Below are 18,806 nucleotides of genomic sequence, written 5' to 3'. Positions count from 1 at the left end.
CGCAAGCGGGGCGGCCCGAGGGCCGCCCCTTGTCATCAAGCCGATGCGCCGGGCTTCAGGGCCTCAACGCCCGGAAGAGCCTTGCCCTCCAGCCATTCGAGGAAGGCGCCGCCGGCGGTGGAGACATAGGAGAAGTCGCAGCCCGCCTTGGCGTGGTTGAGCGCCGCGACCGTGTCGCCGCCGCCCGCCACGGACAAGAGCTTGCCAGCCTTGGTGAGGGCCGCCACCTCCTGCGCCACGGCAACCGTCGCGGCATCGAAGGGGGCGATCTCGAAGGCGCCGAACGGGCCGTTCCAGACCACGGTCTTCACGCCCTTCAGCTTCTCCTTCACCAGCGCGACGGTGGCGGGGCCGGCGTCGAGGATCATCTCGTCGTCGCCCACATGGTCCACATCCACCACGCGGTGGGGGGCATTGGCCTTGAACTCGGTCGTGACGACGGCATCCACCGGCAGCACGATCTCGCACTTGGCCTTCTTCGCCTCCTCGAGAATGGCCCGGGCGGTGTCGCCGAGGTCATGCTCGCACAGGGACTTGCCCACCTTGTGGCCCATGGCGGCCAGGAAGGTGTTCGCCATGCCGCCGGCGATCACCAGGACATCCACCTTGTGCACGAGATTGCCGAGCAGCTCGAGCTTGGAGGACACCTTGGCGCCACCCACCACGGCCAGCACCGGACGCTCGGGAGCCTCCAGCGCCTTGGTGAGCGCGTCCAGCTCGCCCTGCATGCAGCGGCCCGCATAGGCCGGCAGGATGCTGGCGATGCCGGCGGTGGAGGCATGGGCGCGGTGCGCGGTGGAGAAGGCGTCGTTCACATAGACGTCGCCGAGGCTGGCGAGCGCCTTGATGAAGTCCGGCGCGTTCTTCTCCTCACCCGCATGGAAACGGGTGTTCTCCAGCACGATCACGTCGCCGGAGGCGAGGCGGGAGATGGCGTTAGCCGCCTCCTCGCCCACACAGTCGGAGGCGAACGCCACCGAATGGCCGAGCTGGGCCTCCAGCGCCTTGGCGAGCGGGGCGAGAGACTGGCTCTCGTCCCGGCCCTTGGGGCGGCCGAAGTGGGAGAGGAGAACCGCCTTGCCGCCCTTCTGCGTGATGGCGCGGATGGTGGGCAGGATGGCCTTGATGCGGGTGTCGTCGGTGACGCGCCCGCTCTCCATGGGAACGTTGAGGTCGACCCGGACCAGAACCCGCTTTTCAGCGAGGTCGGCGTCGTCGAGGGTGCGGTAGGCGATCATTGTCGCGCCTCCCTTACCCGATCAACCGAGCTTGCCCATGGCGACGGCGGTGTCGCTCATGCGGTTCGAGAAGCCCCACTCGTTGTCGTACCAGGACAGCACGCGCACCAGCGTGCCTTCCATGACCTTGGTCTGGTCCAGGTGGAAGGTGGAGGAGTGAGGGTCGTGGTTGAAGTCGATGGAGACGTTGGGCTGGTCGGTGGTGCCGAGAATGCCCTTCAGCGCACCATTGGCCGCCGCGAGGATGGCCTCGTTGATCTCTTCCTTGGTGGTGGCGCGCTTGGCGATGAACTTGAGGTCGATCACCGAGACGTTCGGGGTCGGCACGCGGATGGAGGTGCCGTCCAGCTTGCCCTTCAGCTCCGGCAGCACCAGGCCCACAGCCTTGGCGGCGCCGGTGGAGGTGGGGATCATGGACATGGCCGCCGCGCGGGCGCGGTAGAGGTCCTTGTGCATGGTGTCCAGCGTGGGCTGGTCGCCGGTGTAGGAGTGGATGGTGGTCATGAAGCCCTTCTCGATGCCGATGGCATCGTTGAGGACCTTGGCCACGGGGGCGAGGCAGTTGGTGGTGCAGGAGGCGTTGGACACCACCAGGTGCTCGGCCGAAAGCTTGTCGTGGTTCACGCCGAACACCACGGTGAGGTCGGCGCCGTCCGCCGGGGCGGAGACCAGCACGCGCTTGGCGCCGGCGGTCAGGTGCGCGGAGGCCTTCTCCTTCGAGGTGAAGATGCCGGTGCACTCGAGGGCGATGTCGACGCCCAGCTCCTTGTGGGGCAGCTCGGCCGGGTTGCGCACGGCGGTCACCTTGATGGGGCCGCGACCCACGTCGATGGTGTCGCCGGCCACCTTCACCTCGCCCGGGAAGCGGCCGTGAACGCTGTCGAAACGCATGAGGTGGGCGTTCGTCTCGACCGGGCCGAGATCGTTGATCGCCACCACCTCGATATCGGTGCGGCCCGATTCGATAATGGCGCGCAGCACGTTACGGCCGATGCGACCAAAACCGTTGATGGCCACCTTGACGCTCATCTTTCATCCTCCTTAAGCCGGCTTGCCAGCACGGCTCGATCTTGTGGGCGCGGCTGCGGACATCCGCGCCGCTGCGATTTTCGCGCCCGCCGTGCGCGGAACTCAGGCCTGCCGGAGCTTTTCCAGGGCGGCCTCGGCCACCTTCTCCGCAGTGATTCCGAAATGGGCGAAGAGATCCTTTGCTGGCGCGCTGGCGCCGAATGAGGTCATTCCCACGAAGGCGGCATCCGAACCGACGATTTCGTCCCATCCCATGCGGATGGCGGCTTCCACCGCCACCTTCACGGGCGCTTCCCCGATCACCTTCGCCCGCTCTGCGGCGGACTTCGCGAGGAAAAGTTCGAATGAGGGCACGGAGACCACGCGGGTGGCGACACCCTGGGCCTCCAGAATCTTCTGAGCGTCCACCGCCAGCGAGACTTCCGAGCCGGTGGCGAACAGCGACACCTTGGCCGGCCCGCTCGCGGGGCTGATCTCATAGGCGCCGGCGGCGCTCTTGTTCTCTTCCGTGGCGTCGGCCCGCAGCAGAGGCAGGTTCTGGCGCGTCAGGATGAGGGCGGAAGGGCCCTCCGTGTTCTCAATGGCGATCTGCCAGGCTTCCGCCGTTTCCACCGTGTCGGCGGGGCGCAGCACGGTAAGGTTCGGGATGGCGCGCAGGGCGGCCAGATGCTCCACCGGCTGGTGGGTGGGGCCGTCCTCGCCGAGGCCGATCGAATCGTGCGTGAGCACATGGATCACCCGCTCGCCCATGAGGGCGGCAAGGCGGATGGCCGGACGGCAATAGTCCGAGAACACCATGAAGCCGCCGGAGAAGGGCACAAGGCCCTTGTGCAGCGCGATACCATTCATGGCCGCGGCCATGCCGTGCTCGCGCACGCCCCAGTGCATGAAGGAGCCGGAGAAGTCGTCAGGGGTGATCGACTTGGCGCTCTTCGCCTTGGTGTTGTTGGAGCCGGTGAGGTCGGCCGAGCCGCCCAACAGCTCCGGCACCACCGGCACCAGGGTGTCGAGCACCGCCTCGGACGACTTGCGGGTGGCGACGGCGCCGCCGGCCGCGACCGCCTTGGCCTTGGCGTCCACCACCGCGGCCTTGAAGCCCGCCGGCAGGGTATCGGAGATACGGCGCTCGAATTCGGCGCGCAGCTCGGCGGGGGCGGCGGCGAGCCGCGCTTCCCAGGCCGCGCGATCCGCCTGGCCCCGGGCGCCGGCGGCGCGCCAGTCGGCGGCGACGTCCTGCGGCACCTCGAACGGGCCGGCCTCCCAGCCGAGCGCGGCGCGGGTGGCGGCCACCTCGTCCTTGCCCAGCGGCGAGCCGTGCACCTTCTCGGAGCCCGCCTTCTTGGGCGAGCCGAAGCCGATGGTGGTGCGGCAGGCGATGAAGGTGGGCTTGTCGGAGGCCTTGGCCGCCTCGACCGCCGCGAAGATGGCCTCCGGGTCGTGCCCGTCCACCTCGGCGGTGGCCCAGCCGGAGGCGGCGAAGCGCGCCAGCTGGTTGGTGGAGGTGGAAATGGAGGTGGGGCCGTCGATGGAGATGCGGTTGTCGTCCCACAGCACCGTCAGCTTGGAGAGCTTCAGGTGGCCGGCAAGGTCCGCCGCCTCCTGGCTGATGCCCTCCATGAGGTCGCCGTCCGAGCACAGCACATAGGTGCGGTGGTCCACGAGATCGGAGCCGAAGCGGGCGGCGAGCGCCTTTTCGGCGATGGCCATGCCCACGGCGGTGGCGATGCCCTGACCCAGGGGGCCGGTGGTGGTCTCGATGCCCTCGGTGACGAAGTTTTCCGGATGGCCGGGCGTCAGCGAGCCCAGCTGGCGGAAGCGCTTGAGCTCGTCAATGGTCAGCTGCTTGTAGCCCGTGAGGTGCAGCACCGAATACAGGAGCATGGAGCCGTGGCCGGCGGAGAGCACGAAGCGGTCGCGGTCGGCCCAGCGCGGCGCGGTCGGGTCGAACCTCAGAACGCGGCTGAACAGCACCGTCGCAATGTCCGCCGCACCCATGGGCAGCCCCGGATGCCCGCTATTGGCGGCTTCCACGGCGTCGATGGACAGGAACCGGATGGCGTTGGCCATACGATCGTGGCGGGTGCGGTTCGACATGAGCCCCTCAAAAATTGCGGCACGCGCGGGCGGCCCTCCGATGGGCCGCGCCCAGGTTCTGCTCCATCCATTGGAGCAGAAGTGTGGCCTGGTCGGCGGGCGCCTGCCTTGGCGGCTGTCTAGATAGCAGCGCTCGCGGGGGTGTCAAACGCACATGCTCCCTGCCGTCAAGCCGGTTGCGGTGCAAGATGGGCGCGCTTGTTCGTCGCGGCGATTGCCGATAGGGCATTGCTCGCCTTCAGCGGGTGCCGGAGGAGCGCCTCGGGATGGGAATATACCGCACCGCGGCAAGGCCTTCAGCGGGGCTTCACCGGTGGGCGCGCGGGTGCTGGGTGGTCAAGATGCTGGCAACGACCTGGTAAGCGTGACGCGAAATTTCGCCCGTTCATTCTGGTTGACAACCTCGGGAGCGGTGGCGCGCTGGCCCTCGACTCAGCTACACTTTTGCCATGTACGCGCTGAAGCAACGCCCCCCGATCGAGGACGCCCCCATTATGGCGGCGACCCGGCGCCTCAATGCGGCCCTCGATTCGCTGGTCGACGCCCTGGATCGGCGGCGCGACGCGGATCGTCATCAGGCCGCCTTGCAGGCGCAGCTCCATGCCCTGGGCAATGACCGGGCGCGGCTTGCGGCTGATCTCGACCGTGCGCAATCCGAGGCGGGGCAGGTGGGCGAGGTGGCGCGCGAGGTCACGCGCCGCCTGGACGTGGCCATGACCACCATCCGCGACGTGCTCGCGACCCACGGCGGCTGATCGCCCATGCCCCATGTCTCCGTCACCATCGCCGGTCGCCAGTATCGGATGGCCTGCGACGAAGGGCAGGAAGACCATCTGGTGCGGCTGGCGCACGACATCGACAGCCGCATTTCCCAGCTGCGCACCGCCTTCGGCGAGATTGGGGACCAGCGGCTGGTGGTGATGGCTGCCATCACCATTGCCGACGAGCTGGCCGAGGCCCGCGGCCGCATCCGCGCCCTGGAGAGCGACATCGAGGGCCAGCGCGACGCCCGCGCCTCCGCGCTGGAGCGGATCCACGAGAGCGAGAGCGAGGTGGCCCGCACCATCGAGGAAGTGGCGGAGCGCATCGAGCGCCTGGTGGCCGAGCTGGTGCCCACCGAGCGCGGCACCGTGGGCATGGGCTGACGCGCGGCGCGCCCGGCTCTTTCCGCGCTCTGCGCGGGATAACGTGCGGGCGGGGGCTGGCGCCGGCGAACAAAGCTTCCTACATTGGCAAAGCGGGGCTGCGGGGTGCGTTAGGAGACTATTCCCCGGGGCCTTATCGATCCTTAAGGGAGCTGTCCCTGACCTCGTCCCAGGACTTGGACACACGGCGCCCACCTACGTTGTAGGTTTCCCGGGATCGACCTCCGACGGCTTTGTGGCTCCGCACGTTTCATGCAAACCATGACCTCCCCTGAAGAGCTGAGCGCCGAAAAGGCCCGCTTGCGCGCCGCCGCGCTGACGCGGCGGGCGGAGATGGGCGGTGTCGCCCGCGCCCATGCGGCCGGTGAGGCTGCGCTTCACGCTTTATCCGCGGTGCCGGAGCTTCGCGCGCCGCGGGGCCGGCGCATCGCGCTGTTCGCCTCCTTCCGCGACGAGATTGACACCCTTCCCCTTGCGCGCGCGCTGTGGGCGCGCGGCGCCGATCTGGCGCTTCCGGTTATCGTGGGGCGCGGCCTGCCCCTGTTGTTCCGCCATTGGCGGGAGGGGGCTGAGCTGGAGCCGGCGGGGGCCTTCCGCATTCCCACCCCGGGCGCCGACTGCCCGCAGGTGGTGCCGGACGTGCTGCTGGTGCCGCTGGCCGCCTTCGACCGGCGCGGGCTGCGCATCGGTTATGGCGGCGGCTTTTACGATCGCACCCTCGAGGAGCTGCGCCGGCACCGGCCAGTGAAAGCCATCGGCTTCGCCTTCGCCTGCCAGCAGGTGGATGAGGTGCCCGCGGAACCCCATGACGAACCGGTGGATGTGATGGTAACTGAAGCGGAGGGGTTTTCCTGCGGTGAAGGGCACGGGGTCTGAGTGATGCGCATTCTCTTTCTCGGCGATGTGATGGGGCGGCCCGGGCGGGAGATCGTCACCTCGCGCCTGCCCGGCCTTGTCGCCTCCTGGAAGCTGGACCTGGTGGTGGTGAATGCGGAGAACGCCGCCGGCGGCTTCGGCATCACCGAGAGCATCTATGAGGACCTGCTGGCCGCCGGGGCCGATGCCATCACTCTCGGCAACCACTCTTTCGACCAGCGCGAGGCCCTCATCTTCATCGAGCGCGCGCCGGCGCTGGTGCGCCCCCTGAACTATCCGCCCGGTACGCCCGGCCGCGGCGCCGCGCTGGTGGAGGCCAAGAATGGCGCGCGGGTGCTGGTGCTCAACGTGATGGGCCGCATTTTCATGGATCCGCTGGACGACCCCTTCGCCGGCCTCGACCGCGCCCTGGATGGCGCGGTGCTGGGCGAGGTCGCGGACGCGGTGGTGGTCGACGTGCACGCCGAGGCTTCCAGCGAGAAGCAGGCCATCGGCCACTATTGCGACGGCCGCGCCTCCCTGGTGGTGGGTACCCACACCCATGTGCCCACGGCCGATCACCGCATCCTGTCCGGTGGCACCGCCTTCCAGACCGATGCCGGCATGTGCGGCTGCTATGACGGCGTGATCGGCATGGACAAGGAAGAGCCGCTGCGCCGCTTCACCCGCAAGCTCGCCTCGGGCCGGTTCGAGCCGGCGAACGGGCCGGCCAGCATGTGCGGCGTGGCGGTGGAGACCGATGATCGCTCGGGTCTTGCGGTGAAGGTCGCGCCGGTGCGGCTCGGCGGCAGCCTGGGCGAGACGCGGCCCGCCTTTTGGGAGAGCTGAGGCGCTGACCTAAGGGGAGCTGCGGCGCGCGCGCACCCCACCTTGCCCATCTCCCCGGCTCCCGCCTATAAGGCCGGCTCCAGTCAACGCAATCGATCCGAGCGGCGCCGCAGCGGCGGCGCGCGGGATCGGTCTATCAAGGGATGGTGACGGCCATGGCCGGGCATTCACAATTCAAGAACATCATGCACCGCAAGGGCCGTCAGGACGCGGTGCGCTCCAAGTTGTTCTCCAAGCTCGCGCGCGAGATCACGGTGTCGGCCAAGATGGGCCTGCCCGATCCCAACATGAATGCGCGCCTGCGCGCCGCCATCCTCGCGGCCCGCGCCGAGAACATGCCCAAGGACAATATCGAGCGCGCCATCAAGAAGGCCGCCGGCGCCGACATGGAGAACTACGAGGAGATCCGCTACGAGGGCTACGGCCCCGGCGGCGTGGCGGTGATCGTGGAGGCGCTGACCGACAACCGCAACCGCACCGCCTCCGAAGTGCGCTCCTATTTCACCAAGTCGGGCGGAAACCTGGGTGAAACCGGCTCGGTGTCGTTCGGTTTCGATCGGGTGGGCGTGATCGAGTTCGAAGCTGCCAAGGCCGATGCGGATGCCATGATGGAAGCCGCCATCGAGGCCGGCGCCGACGACGTGTCGTCCGACGAGGATGGCCACGAGGTGGTGTGCGCGGCTGAAAATCTGGCGGAGGTGCAGAAGCAGCTCGAAGCCAAGTTCGGCGAGCCGCGCAAGGCAGCGCTCGTGTGGCGCCCCCAGAACACCGTGGCGGTGGACGACGAGACGGCCGAAAAGCTGCTGCGTCTGGTGGAAAACCTGGAAGACAATGACGACGTGCAGACCGTGACGGCCAATTTCGAGCTGTCCGAAGCCATGCTCGCCAAGCTGAGCAGCGAAGACTGAGATCTTGCGCCGGCCCGCTGCGGTGGGCCGGCGGGACTGCCCGCTGCAGCAAAGCTGAGAAGCGCCGTTGCGGCGCATTCGCTGTCGGGGGGGCGTTCGTCCGTCCCGCTGCGGCGCCGTGCCGATGGGGAGAAGCGCGGTGCGCCCGCCGCCGTGAGCTCTCCTGAGGGCCCGCGGCATCAGCCGAGCCCTGAGCGAGAGAAGGCGTGCGCGGCTTCTGGGACGCCCTCGGCACCGCTGGCGGGCGCCCGAGTGGCTTGAGAGCCGATTCCTCAGGCGCCGGGCGCAGAGGGGCACCGCTCAAACTCTCGGAAAGGGCCGGAGGCAGGGCCTCCGGCCGCAAGGCTTCAGGCCGCAGCGAGGCTGTCGGCGATACCCTTCAGCTCGTGAATGGCGGCATCGATCTCGGTGCGCTGGCGCTCGAGCTGCGCCAGCTGCCTCAGGCAGCGCTCGCGGGTGAGGGCAAGGCCGCCGGCGGCGCCGCTCTCGCCGGCCGCGGGCACATTGCTCACCGCGGGAACGCCGGTCTTGGCCGCCACCAGGGCGCGGATCTCAGCCAAGGTGAAGCCGAGCTGCTTGCCCTTCAGGATCACCGCGAGCCGCTCACGGTCGGCCACCGAATAAAGACGGGTCATGCCGTCACGGCGCGGCGCCAGCAGGCCCTTGTCTTCATAGAAGCGCAGGGCCCTCAGGGTCGTGCCGAATTCGCGGGCGAGATCGCCGATGGTGAAGACCTCTTCCATGGGGGAGGCCGGCGGAGCCATGGTCCCGGCCGGCGCGGCGTGGCCCGAGGTGTGGGCGACATCGTAGGTCGTCGTTACATCCATAAATGGTCACTCCCGTCTCACGGCGCCTGGGCGCCCGTGGGATTGCGCTTGGCGCGGCCGCACCAGCTTGCGCCTGCCGGTGGGCCGCGAGTTTCCTTGTGTCCGCGCCGGATGGTCGGCGGGGTCTGCCAGTCGGTGGAGCCGACGCGAACTGGCGCCCACGGCACCGCGTCCAACGGCGGTGTGCACATCGCGGGAGATCAAAGGGCTTTCGCCCGGGCTCGCCTTGGCCGCTGGTGGAAGCTGTGCCGGCGGCAATGCCCTCCGGTACCGCGCCCCTGGATGGTCGAAACCACGGCGCAAGCGGGCAGAATGATTTCCGCTCCGTCACGTCGAATTTTGTAGCGCACGGCATCGCCCCGCCGGGAGAGTCAACGGGCTACCGTAGGGGAAAGTAACCGTTACCTGACGCTGAAAAACCGTCAGAATCCGCCGTTTAACCGCGCATTTACCATATCGGCCGGATGCTGAATGAAGCGAATCACGCATTGCGGTCATGGTATGAAAGCACCCTCTCGGGGCTCTCCCAGCCGCAGGGAGGCGGGCATGGAGCGGACGGAGCGGACACAGCGGATGGCATCGGCCAATGCCGCGGCTGCACCTCGGCGCGGCTTGGGAGGTGGTCATCCGGGAGCGTCGGCGCCGGCAGGTGCCGGCCCGGAGGAGGATCGCGGCTGGGTTTCGCCGCCCATCTCCGATCCCGTCATCGCGGCTATCGAGGAGCCCATGCGGCTCCCCAACGGGAAGGCTCCTCCGGCATGGAACCCCCGCGACCGTGACCCGTCCGCCTCCTGGGTCCACCCGACGGCGGCCCGTCAGGCTGCGGCTCGGGGCGAAGCCGTTCACACGGAGCCCCTCGACGCACTGCGTTCCGAAGTCGGCGAGCTGCGGGCGCGCCTCTCACAGGCCGCGCCCCGGCGCGCGGTGGTGGAGATGGACCGCGCCATTACCCTCCTGCATCACCGGGTGGAGGACATGCGCGGGGCAGGCTTCGGCGCCGGCCACGAGGAGATGGCCTACCTGGCGGAAGAGCTGCTGGAGCTGCGCACCGCGCTTGACGAGATGCGGGCGCCGGAGCGGTTCCAGGCCTTGTCCGCCGGTGTCGAGATGCTCTCGCGCAAGATCGATATTCTCAACGCCCGCGCCGTGGATCCGGTGGAGGTGGCGCGGCTGCAGGCGCAGTCGGCCGAGCTGAAGTCGCTGGTTTCGCGCACGATGTCGGGTGCCGCGCTGCAGCCGCTGGCGGAAAGGCTTGCGGTCTGCGCCGAGGAGGTCAGCCGCAGCAGCAGCGAGGCGGCCCAGCGCGTGGTGCAGGCCACCGAGAGCTTCGAGCGCAATGCCGAGGCCATCATTTCCCGCGTCGATGCCTACGAAGCCAACCTGCGCGCCGAGCAGGGCGCGGTGGCCGAGGACCTGCGCCGGCACATGGACGCGAGCATGGAAGCCAATGTGCATGGCATCCATGATCGGCTCGACAAGGTCTCTGAATACCTTTCCTCCCTCCCGCCGGCCGTGGCTTCCGAGCTGGCGGGGCACCTTGCGCCGCTGCTCGACCGGCTTGACGGCGCGCGCGGCGAGGCGCCGGCGGCGAGCCCGCTGGCGGAGGTTGTGGAGCACCACTTGCTGGTGCTGACGGAACGGTTCCAGGATGCCCATGCCCGCCTGGAACGCCTGGACGATATCGAGGCCCTCCTCGCGGACATGAGGGAGGAGATGCACCGCGTCCATGCGGCTTCGGCGGAAGCCACGCAGGAAGCGGTGGAAGTGGCGGTGGAAGCCGTCAGTCGCAAGGTTTCCAGTGATCCGGCAGGCCAGGCGGTGGTGGGGCTCAAGCGTGGCCTTGCCGCCCTTGAAGCCCGGCAGGAGCATGTTGAGCGTCGCGCCTCGGAGATTCTGGGTGAGAACCTGGCGCGCGGGCTCGAAGACCGCACCGTGGAGCTGGGCCGGACCAGCGACAATGAATGGGTGGCCCACGCCTGCGTGGTCGACGAGACGCCGCGGCCGGAAGACGTATTCTATGACGACGCGCAGGCTTATGAGGCCGCGACCGGCCAAGCTGCAGTGCAAGATGGCGCGGCTCCGGATGCCGCCGCCTGCGAGCCTCGCGGCTATGAAGACACCGCCTATGACGCCCCGGCCTATGATGTCTCCGCCGCAGCCCAGGACAATGGCGCGGGCGAGCAGCTGAGCACGGATGAGGGGCGTGAGCCCTTCGTGTCCGCGCCGGATGAAGAGTCCTTCCGGCCGTTCGCGCCGAACGGGGCCGAGGCCGCGCCGACCCCGCGCATGCCCCATGATTTCTTCGCGGAGCCGGGCTTCGCGCCCGATCCGCAGCGTATGGCAGCGGCGCCGGATCTGGGCGAGGTGCGACCCGATCCGGTGATTCCGCGGACGAAGAAGGTGCGGCGTGGCCGCAGCACCGCGGATGTGCAGATTCCCGGTCGTGCGGCCGGTTCGGGCACGCGCCCGCGGGTCGATCGCAATCGCGCGGCGGCCCGGCGCCCCATGGCGGCGCGCCTTTCGCCGGCGGTGATCGCCGCAGCGGCGCTCGTGATCCTGGCCACGGCCACGGCGGGCACCGCCTGGACCCACCGCGACGCCATCAAGGCCGAGGCCTCCCGCCTTATGGGTGAGGTGGGCAATCCGCTGGCGGCGCTGAGCCCGAGCGGGGGCACGACCGGCAAGGCCGCAGGGGCGGCCACGGCCGATGCCGCCAAGTCCACGGCGGACCTGCCGGCGCCCACCGGCCCGCAGCCGCTGCGCACGGCGGCGCTGGAGGGCAACCTGGCGGCGGCCTACGAAGAGGGGGTGCGCTTCGCCGATGGCGTGGGCATTCCGCAGGATCTTGATGCGGGCATCAAGTGGCTGGGCTATGCGGTCTCGCGCGGCTATGCGCCGGCAGGCTACCGGCTCGGCAGCCTCTATGAGAACAATCTGCGCAATGTCGACGAGGCCTACCGCTTCTATAAGTGGGCGGCGGAGCAGGGCAATGTGCGGGCCATGCACAATCTGGCGGTGCTCTACAGCCAGGGAATCGAGGGCAATCCCGATTGGGGCGAGGCGCTCAAGTGGTTCCGCAAGGCGGCGGAGCTGGGGTTGAAGGACAGCCAGCACAATCTGGGCATCATCTTCGCCCGTGGCTTCTCCGGCACCAGCGATCTCACCGAGGCGCTCACATGGTTCAACATCGCCGCGCGGCAGGGCGACCAGGACAGCGCCGAGAAGCGCGATGCCCTCGCCCGCGAGGCGGACCAGGCCACCCTGGCGCGCGCCCGCAAGGCGGCTGACGCGTTCGTCGCCAAGCCCATGAACGAGGCGGCCAATGTGGTCGTGGTTCCTCCCGAATGGAACGCCAGCGAGGCGGGCGAGCACGTGGCGTCCAATGGGTTGGGCGCCAACACCCTGGTGGCCAACAACATGTTGTTCTCGGGCAACCCTCTCGGCAGCAAGCACTGAGGGTATTCCGGCGGCGTTTGCGCCGTCGGGTGCATGAAACGGCATCCTGGGCGCGCCCGGGGGCTTTCCTTGACGAGGCGGGCGGCGCACCCTGATGTCCATGACCGTAACCCCGATTCGTCCCAACCACGCCGTGCGCATCCTCGGCCTGGACCCCGGCCTGCGCCGGACCGGCTGGGGGGTGATCGAGGCGGATGGGCCGCGCCTGCGCTATGTGGACTGCGGCGCCATCCTGCCGCCTGAAGACGCCCCGATGGGCGATCGTCTCGCCGAGCTGCACCACGGGCTGATGGCCGTTCTCGACCGCTATGAGCCCGATGAGGCGGCGGTGGAGGAGACCTTCGTCAACATGAACCCGTCCTCCACCCTGAAGCTGGGCCAGGCACGCGGCGTGGTGCTGCTGGCCCCCGCCCTCAAGGGGCTGAGCGTGGCGGAATACGCCCCCACTCTGGTGAAGAAGAGCGTGGTGGGCGCGGGCCGGGCCGAGAAGGCGCAGATCCGCATGATGATCACCATCCTGCTGCCCCAGGCCGCGCCGAAGAGCGAGGATGCCGCCGATGCCCTTGCGATCGCGGTCACCCACGCCCATCATCGCGGCGCCGCGGCCCGCGCGCTGAATGTGCTCTAGGGCGCTTTCGAGCGAAGTGGATTCCGGCGCGCGTGAGAAAAACGTGTCAACTCAACAGGCTGGGGCATTCCGCTGATCTCGCGGGGCGGGCGCATGCTCCGGGGCGTTTTCGAGCGCCATGCTCGGGCGAGCGATCGAGGGCGTGTCCGAGCCGCCGCGCGGCGGGGACAGGCTCCAGGCCGGCGGCGCCTGGCGGGGGTGGGGGACCGGCGGATGATCGTGGGGCATCTGGCGCTTCTGGTGGCGGCCCTGTTCACCGGGGCGGCGCTCTATATCAACGTGGCGGAGCAGCCGGCACGGCTGCGCCTTGCCGCACCGGCGGCGCTGGGCGAATGGAAGCCGGCCTATCGGCGCGGCGCGGCCATGCAGGCGAGCCTTTCGCTGCTGGGCTTCGTGCTCGGCGCCGGCGCGTTCTGGATGACCGGCAACTGGCAGTGGCTGGCGGGCGGGGTGCTGCTGCTGGCCAACTGGCCCTATACCTTCATCGGCATCATGCCCACCAACCGGCGCCTCATCTCCACGAAAGAGGGGGAAGCGGGCGAGGACACGCTGCGGCTGATGGCCAATTGGGGGCAGCTGCACATGGTGCGCACCGGCCTCGGCGCGGTGGCGAGCTTCGTCTTTCTGTGCGCCGCGATCCCGTGAGGCGGCCGCGCGGGTGCGGGCAGGAGAGCGGGAAGGCGCGCGCCGCCATTGGCCACGGCCGGTCGGCGAGCTGGGGAATTTGAATGATCGGCAAGCTTAAGGGCGTGGTGGACACCGTGGCCGAGGATCACCTCATCCTCGATGTGCACGGTGTCGGCTATCTGGTGCACTGCTCCGCCCGCACCCTGCGCGACCTGCCGCGCATGGGAGAGGCGACCAGCCTCGTCATCGAGACCCATGTGCGTGAGGACATGATCCGCCTTTACGGCTTCGGCTCGGAGGCGGAGCGGGACTGGTTCCGCCTGCTGCTGACGGTGCAGGGCATCGGCACCAAGATTGCCCTGGCGGTGCTCTCCACCTTGCGCCCCAGCGAGCTCGCCCAGGCGGTGACGCTGGCCGACAAGACCATGATCGCCCGCGCCCAGGGCGTGGGCCCGCGGGTGGCCACGCGCATCGTGACCGAGCTGAAGGACAAGGTGCCCGGTGGCCTGTCGTCGGATCTCGGCCTGCCCTCGCTTGGTGGCGAGAGCGTGGTGGCCGCAGAGGGTGGTGCGGTGGCGGACGCCATTTCGGCCCTGGTCAATCTGGGCTATGGCCCGCCCCAGGCCCATGGCGCCATCGCCGCCGCCATGCGCGAGGCGGGCGAGGACGCCACCACCGAAAAGCTGATTCGCCTGGGCCTCAAGGAGCTGGCGAAATAAGGACTTAGGGCCGCTGTTTGGCGATCGGCCCCCGTCATGGCACTTTCGGGGTGATTTCACCCCAGGGTGATGCAGCGCGATCCACGGGGCCTCCGGCCGTCCGTGCCACAGGCATTCCATATGAACACTCGCCGCCTCGTTTCAGGCGAAAAGCGCGAAGACGACGCCGAGCTCCACCTGCGCCCCCAGATGCTGGGCGAGTTCGTGGGGCAGGCCCAGGCGCGCGCCAATCTCGACATCTTCATCAAGGCCGCCCGCGCCCGCGGCGAGGCGCTGGACCATGTGCTGTTCGTGGGCCCGCCGGGCCTGGGCAAGACCACGCTGGCGCAGATCATGTCGCGGGAAATGGGGGTGGGCTTCCGCTCCACCTCCGGCCCGGTGATCGCCAAGGCGGGCGACCTCGCCGCCATTCTCACCAACCTGGAAGAGCGCGACGTGCTCTTCATCGACGAGATCCACCGGCTCGCCCCGGCGGTGGAGGAAATCCTCTACCCCGCCATGGAGGATTATGAGCTGGACCTCGTCATTGGCGAGGGGCCGGCGGCCCGCTCGGTGAAGATCTCGCTGCCGAAATTCACTCTGGTGGGCGCCACCACGCGCTCGGGCCTGCTCACCACGCCGCTGCGCGACCGATTCGGTATTCCCATCCGGCTTCAGTTCTACACGGTGGAAGAGCTGGAAAAGATCGTGGTGCGCGGAGCCAAGGTGCTGGGCATCGCCATCGTGCCCGACGGCGCCACCGAGATCGCCCGCCGCGCCCGCGGCACGCCCCGCATCGCCGGGCGCCTGTTGCGCCGGGTGCGGGATTTCGCGCTGGTGGCGGAGGCCAAGGCCATCGACCGAAAGATCGCGGACCGTGCTTTGTCTGCCCTGGAGGTGGACAGCGCTGGCCTTGATGCCATGGACCGGCGCTATCTCACGGTGATCGCGGAATATTATGGCGGCGGTCCGGTGGGCGTGGATACCCTGGCGGCGGCCCTTTCCGAGCCGCGCGACGCCATCGAGGAGATCGTGGAGCCCTATCTGGTGCAGCAGGGCTTCATCCAGCGTACTCCGCGCGGGCGCATGCTGACCGCCATCGCGTTCCGCCATCTCGGCCTGCCGGAGCCCAAGCGGGAGGCGGAAAACCCCGCGAACTTGCCTTTGTTCGAGGATGAGGGGTAGGTGTGCGCCCGAAGGCGGCGGCTGCTTCTTCGGCCGCGCAGCAATTCGGGACGACGGCATGAAGACGGATCTTTCGGGCGAGCGGACCGTGGCGCCGGGCGAGCTTGAGGCCCATCCCCATCTGGCGGGGCGGCTCATTCCAGGCGGCCACGAGCTGACGCTGCGCGTCTATTACGAGGACACCGACTTCTCGGGCATCGTCTACCACGCCAATTACCTGAAGTTCATGGAGCGCGGCCGCTCCGACTACATGCGCCTTCTGGGCGTGGTGCAGGGCGAATTGTTCGCCCAGGCGGCCGAGGAGGCCCCGGGCTTCCATTTTGTCGTCCGCTCCATGCAGATCGACTTCCTCAAGCCCGCCAAGATTGATGACGTGCTGCACGTCGAGACCCTGTCGAAGGATGTGGCGGGGGCGTCCATCACCCTGTCCCAGAAGGTGAAGCGGGGCGGTGAGCTGCTGGTGTCCGCCATGGTGCGGGTGGCCTTCGTCTCCCAGGGCCGCGCCAAGCGCATCCCCGACTCCCTGCGGCAGGCGACTCTCGCCGATGCGCGCGCGGCGGATGGTGACGCTGGGGAAGAGGCGAAAACAACGGCTAAGTCCTAGCTCCGGGTGCTTCGCTAACCTGGCCTTAAGGCTGTTCGTGCCTAGGTTTTTGCCGAGCCTTGCGGCGTTTTCTTCGCGCCGCAGCACGAAAGAGCGCTCCCGTCAAAGTTTGGACAGAGTCCCCCGCTCAAACACCGGGATACTTTGGACAAACGGGCGGAGTTGTCCCGCGCAGCGAGGAGCTGCGTGCAGCGGAGCCGAGAATGAACGATCAGATGAGCAGGCGCAGCCGGGCGCCTGCGATTGCGTCGCCTCTTCCTGTCCGGGTTCCGGCATTTGCGGGCCGCGCCCTTCGTCCCCTGGCCACCGTCGCGCTTCTGGCCCTGGGCCTTGTCGTGCTGGGCGCCGCGCCGACCCTGGCACAGGACATGGGCGCCGTGCCCACGCCGCCGGTGGCCGCCGCGCCCATGGCCGCGCCTGCCGCGGACATTTCCTTCCTTGGCCTGTTCCTGCAAGCCCACTTCGTCGTGAAGCTGGTGATGCTGGGCCTCATCGCCTCGTCCGTCTGGGTGTGGGCGATCATCGTCGACAAGACCATCCTGTTCGGCCGCAACAAGCGCGAGATGGATCAGTTCGAGCAGGTGTTCTGGTCGGGCCAGAGCCTGGAAGAGCTGTATCGCACCCTCTCCGGGCGCAACAATCACGGCATGGCCGCCATCTTCGTCGCCGCCATGCGCGAGTGGAAGCGCACCTATGAGGGCGGCGCCCGCTCGCTCACCGGGCTTTCGCAGCGCCTCGACAAGGTGATGAACGTGACCATCGCCCGCGAGGTGGAGCGGCTCGAATCGCGCCTGCTGGTGCTGGCCACCGTGGGTTCGGCGGGCCCCTTCATTGGCCTGTTCGGCACGGTGTGGGGCATCATGACCTCGTTCCAGTCCATCGCGGCGTCGAAGAATACGTCGCTGGCCGTGGTGGCGCCGGGCATCGCGGAGGCCTTGTTCGCGACCGCCATGGGCCTCATTGCGGCCATTCCCGCGACCATTTTCTACAACAAGTTCATCTCCCAGACGGGCCGTCAGGCTCAGCGCCTCGAAGGCTTCGCGGACGAGTTCTCCGCCATCCTATCGCGGCAGATCGACGAGCGGGGCTGACGCCATGGGCATGGGAGGAGGAGGCGCTTCGGGGTGGCAGAGCCGGCGCTCGCGCCGCCGCCCCACCCACGTGATGGCCGAGATCAACGTGACGCCCATGGTGGACGTCATGCTGGTGCTGCTCATCATCTTCATGGTGGCCGCGCCCATGCTCACGGTCGGCGTGCCCATCGACCTGCCGCAGACGCAGGCCAGCGCCGTGAACCAGGACAACAAGGAGCCCATCACCCTCTCGGTGAACGACAAGGGCCAGATTTTCCTGGGCGACAGCGAGATCAAGTATGACGACCTCGTCACCAAGCTGCAGGCCGTCACCCAGGCGCGCGGCGGCATGGAAGAGCGCATCTTTGTGCGCGGCGACAAGAAGGTGGATTACGGCACCGTGATGCGGGTGATGGGCCGCCTCTCGGGCGCCGGCTTCAAGAAGGTGGCGCTTGTCACCGAAGTGGATCAGGGGAGCTGAAGTCACGGCCATGAAACCGGGCCTTGCGGCATCGACGATCGCCCATGCGGCCATCCTCGTTCTCACCCTGGTGTCCTTCACCAGGGCGAAGCCGTTTGAGCCCATGCCCGAATCCATGCCGGTGGACGTCATCTCCGCCAGCGATTTCACCAAGCTCACCAAGGGGTCGAAGACCGCGCCCAAGGCGGAGAAGCAGAAGCAGGTGGCCGAGCAGGTGGCCGAGCCAACCCCTGTGGAAGACGCCAAGCTGAAGGTGAGCAAGGATGCGCCGGTGGAGGCTTCCGCGCCGCCGCCGCCCGCGCTCGCGCCCGCTCCCAAGGTGGATGTGCCGCCCGAGCCGCCCAAGCCCGTGGAAGCCCCGCCCAAGCCGCCGGCGCCCCAGAAATCGGTCGAGGCCCCGCCCAAGCCCGAGCCCAAGGTGGACGAGGCGCTGAAGAGCGAGCCCAAGAAGGAAGACAAGCCGAAGGAAGAGCAGCCCAAGGAAGAGGCCAAGGTGGCCCCGACCCCGCTGCCGCCCAAGAAACCTGCGCCGCCGCCACCGCGCCCGGTGCAGGCGCAGCAGGCGCCATCGCGCGAGTTCAATACTGACCAGATCAAGGAACTGCTCGACAAGCGCACCCCCACCCGCCGGGTGGCCAGCGCCCAGGAGACGTCCACCACCTCGTCCCTCGGCGCGCCTTCCGGACAGGCGGCAACCTTGAGCATGAGCGAGATTGACGCCTTCCGCGCCCGCATGCGGCAATGCTGGAACACCACCGGCATTCCGCCGCAGGAAAACGTGTTCGTGGACATCCGCGTGGACTTCAAGATGGATGGCACGCTGCGGATTGAACCGACGGTGATCGGCGGCAGCGCCTCCACCTATGGTCCGGCGGTGGCCCGCACGGCGGTGGCCGCCTTGGTGCGCTGCCAGCCTTTCACCATGTTCCGCAAGGAGACCTATGCGCAGTGGAAGAGCATGGATCTGACTTTCCGGCCACAGGAGTTTGAGCGGTAATGCCGCTTGACCCGGTGAAGGCGCTTTTTGTCATGGCGCGTTCGCGCTTCGTCTTTTAACTCTTTTCGTCCGTCTATGGCCGCCGCGCGGTTTCCTTCGCAGCACAGCGGCC

The 18,806-nt window shown here is 68.5% G+C and carries 18 protein-coding genes and 1 other RNA gene; 15 read left to right on the top strand and 4 right to left on the bottom strand.

The window, feature by feature from the left end:
- Positions 1 to 35: 35 nt before the first annotated feature.
- The 3 genes from pgk to tkt form a co-directional block, all read right to left on the bottom strand.
- Positions 36 to 1,238 carry a phosphoglycerate kinase gene (gene pgk / locus L0966_RS08740; protein WP_234051504.1) on the bottom strand — a complete coding sequence of 401 codons (1,203 nt, stop codon included), beginning with the start codon at positions 1,236 to 1,238 and terminating at the stop codon, positions 36 to 38.
- 21 nt (positions 1,239 to 1,259) lie between these two features.
- Complete coding sequence (gene gap / locus L0966_RS08735) at positions 1,260 to 2,267, bottom strand: type I glyceraldehyde-3-phosphate dehydrogenase (protein ID WP_234051503.1); 1,008 nt, start codon at positions 2,265 to 2,267, stop codon at positions 1,260 to 1,262.
- 102 nt (positions 2,268 to 2,369) lie between these two features.
- Positions 2,370 to 4,361: a transketolase gene (tkt, locus tag L0966_RS08730; protein ID WP_234051502.1), complete on the bottom strand. Its 1,992-nt coding sequence runs from the start codon at positions 4,359 to 4,361 to the stop codon at positions 2,370 to 2,372.
- Between the two features lie 494 nt (positions 4,362 to 4,855).
- Here tkt and L0966_RS08725 point away from each other — a divergent pair, with 494 nt between their 5' ends.
- The 6 genes from L0966_RS08725 to L0966_RS08700 all read left to right on the top strand — a co-directional run bounded on the left by L0966_RS08725 (position 4,856) and on the right by L0966_RS08700 (position 8,118).
- Positions 4,856 to 5,116 (top strand): DUF4164 domain-containing protein, encoded by a 261-nt coding sequence (locus tag L0966_RS08725; protein ID WP_234051501.1) that lies wholly within the window; start codon positions 4,856 to 4,858, stop codon positions 5,114 to 5,116.
- 6 nt (positions 5,117 to 5,122) lie between these two features.
- On the top strand, positions 5,123 to 5,506 hold the full coding sequence (locus L0966_RS08720; protein ID WP_234051500.1) for a cell division protein ZapA: 384 nt from the start codon (positions 5,123 to 5,125) through the stop codon (positions 5,504 to 5,506).
- Positions 5,507 to 5,598: 92 nt separating this feature from the next.
- A non-coding RNA gene (ssrS, locus tag L0966_RS08715) (6S RNA) lies at positions 5,599 to 5,752 on the top strand.
- A gap of 15 nt (positions 5,753 to 5,767) precedes the next feature.
- The gene (locus tag L0966_RS08710) at positions 5,768 to 6,382 is read left to right on the top strand and encodes a 5-formyltetrahydrofolate cyclo-ligase (RefSeq protein WP_234051499.1); all 615 of its coding nucleotides are present in this window, start codon (positions 5,768 to 5,770) and stop codon (positions 6,380 to 6,382) included.
- Between the two features lie 3 nt (positions 6,383 to 6,385).
- A complete protein-coding gene (locus L0966_RS08705) occupies positions 6,386 to 7,210 on the top strand; it encodes a TIGR00282 family metallophosphoesterase (protein ID WP_234051498.1) in 825 nt (274 codons plus the stop codon).
- Between the two features lie 155 nt (positions 7,211 to 7,365).
- A complete protein-coding gene (locus L0966_RS08700) occupies positions 7,366 to 8,118 on the top strand; it encodes a YebC/PmpR family DNA-binding transcriptional regulator (protein ID WP_234051497.1) in 753 nt (250 codons plus the stop codon).
- A gap of 347 nt (positions 8,119 to 8,465) precedes the next feature.
- Here L0966_RS08700 and L0966_RS08695 read toward each other — a convergent pair whose 3' ends face one another.
- Positions 8,466 to 8,945 (bottom strand): MerR family DNA-binding transcriptional regulator, encoded by a 480-nt coding sequence (locus tag L0966_RS08695; protein ID WP_234051496.1) that lies wholly within the window; start codon positions 8,943 to 8,945, stop codon positions 8,466 to 8,468.
- 726 nt (positions 8,946 to 9,671) lie between these two features.
- Between L0966_RS08695 and L0966_RS08690 the strand changes: the two genes are divergently transcribed.
- From L0966_RS08690 to L0966_RS08650, 9 genes are all read left to right on the top strand, one after another.
- Positions 9,672 to 12,401 carry a tetratricopeptide repeat protein gene (locus L0966_RS08690; RefSeq protein ID WP_234051495.1) on the top strand — a complete coding sequence of 910 codons (2,730 nt, stop codon included), beginning with the start codon at positions 9,672 to 9,674 and terminating at the stop codon, positions 12,399 to 12,401.
- Between the two features lie 100 nt (positions 12,402 to 12,501).
- Entirely contained in the window at positions 12,502 to 13,029 is a 528-nt protein-coding gene (gene ruvC / locus L0966_RS08685; RefSeq protein ID WP_234051684.1) for a crossover junction endodeoxyribonuclease RuvC, read from the top strand.
- A 213-nt stretch (positions 13,030 to 13,242) separates the two neighbouring features.
- Positions 13,243 to 13,674 carry a DUF1772 domain-containing protein gene (locus L0966_RS08680; RefSeq protein WP_234051494.1) on the top strand — a complete coding sequence of 144 codons (432 nt, stop codon included), beginning with the start codon at positions 13,243 to 13,245 and terminating at the stop codon, positions 13,672 to 13,674.
- An 83-nt stretch (positions 13,675 to 13,757) separates the two neighbouring features.
- Positions 13,758 to 14,375: a Holliday junction branch migration protein RuvA gene (ruvA, locus tag L0966_RS08675; RefSeq protein WP_234051493.1), complete on the top strand. Its 618-nt coding sequence runs from the start codon at positions 13,758 to 13,760 to the stop codon at positions 14,373 to 14,375.
- A 120-nt stretch (positions 14,376 to 14,495) separates the two neighbouring features.
- On the top strand, positions 14,496 to 15,539 hold the full coding sequence (ruvB, locus tag L0966_RS08670) for a Holliday junction branch migration DNA helicase RuvB (RefSeq protein WP_234051492.1): 1,044 nt from the start codon (positions 14,496 to 14,498) through the stop codon (positions 15,537 to 15,539).
- A 58-nt stretch (positions 15,540 to 15,597) separates the two neighbouring features.
- On the top strand, positions 15,598 to 16,143 hold the full coding sequence (ybgC, locus tag L0966_RS08665) for a tol-pal system-associated acyl-CoA thioesterase (protein WP_234051491.1): 546 nt from the start codon (positions 15,598 to 15,600) through the stop codon (positions 16,141 to 16,143).
- 368 nt (positions 16,144 to 16,511) lie between these two features.
- On the top strand, positions 16,512 to 17,234 hold the full coding sequence (gene tolQ, locus L0966_RS08660) for a protein TolQ (protein WP_370640689.1): 723 nt from the start codon (positions 16,512 to 16,514) through the stop codon (positions 17,232 to 17,234).
- 4 nt (positions 17,235 to 17,238) lie between these two features.
- A complete protein-coding gene (gene tolR / locus L0966_RS08655) occupies positions 17,239 to 17,697 on the top strand; it encodes a protein TolR (RefSeq protein ID WP_234051490.1) in 459 nt (152 codons plus the stop codon).
- A 10-nt stretch (positions 17,698 to 17,707) separates the two neighbouring features.
- Positions 17,708 to 18,694 (top strand): cell envelope biogenesis protein TolA, encoded by a 987-nt coding sequence (locus L0966_RS08650; RefSeq protein WP_234051489.1) that lies wholly within the window; start codon positions 17,708 to 17,710, stop codon positions 18,692 to 18,694.
- Positions 18,695 to 18,806 lie beyond the last annotated feature (112 nt).

Origin of the sequence: Xanthobacter sp. NM-59, from assembly GCF_021401125.1 — a bacterium.
Taxonomy (GTDB): Bacteria; Pseudomonadota; Alphaproteobacteria; order Rhizobiales; family Xanthobacteraceae; genus Xanthobacter.
This window is presented reverse-complemented; position numbering and strand designations above follow the sequence as displayed.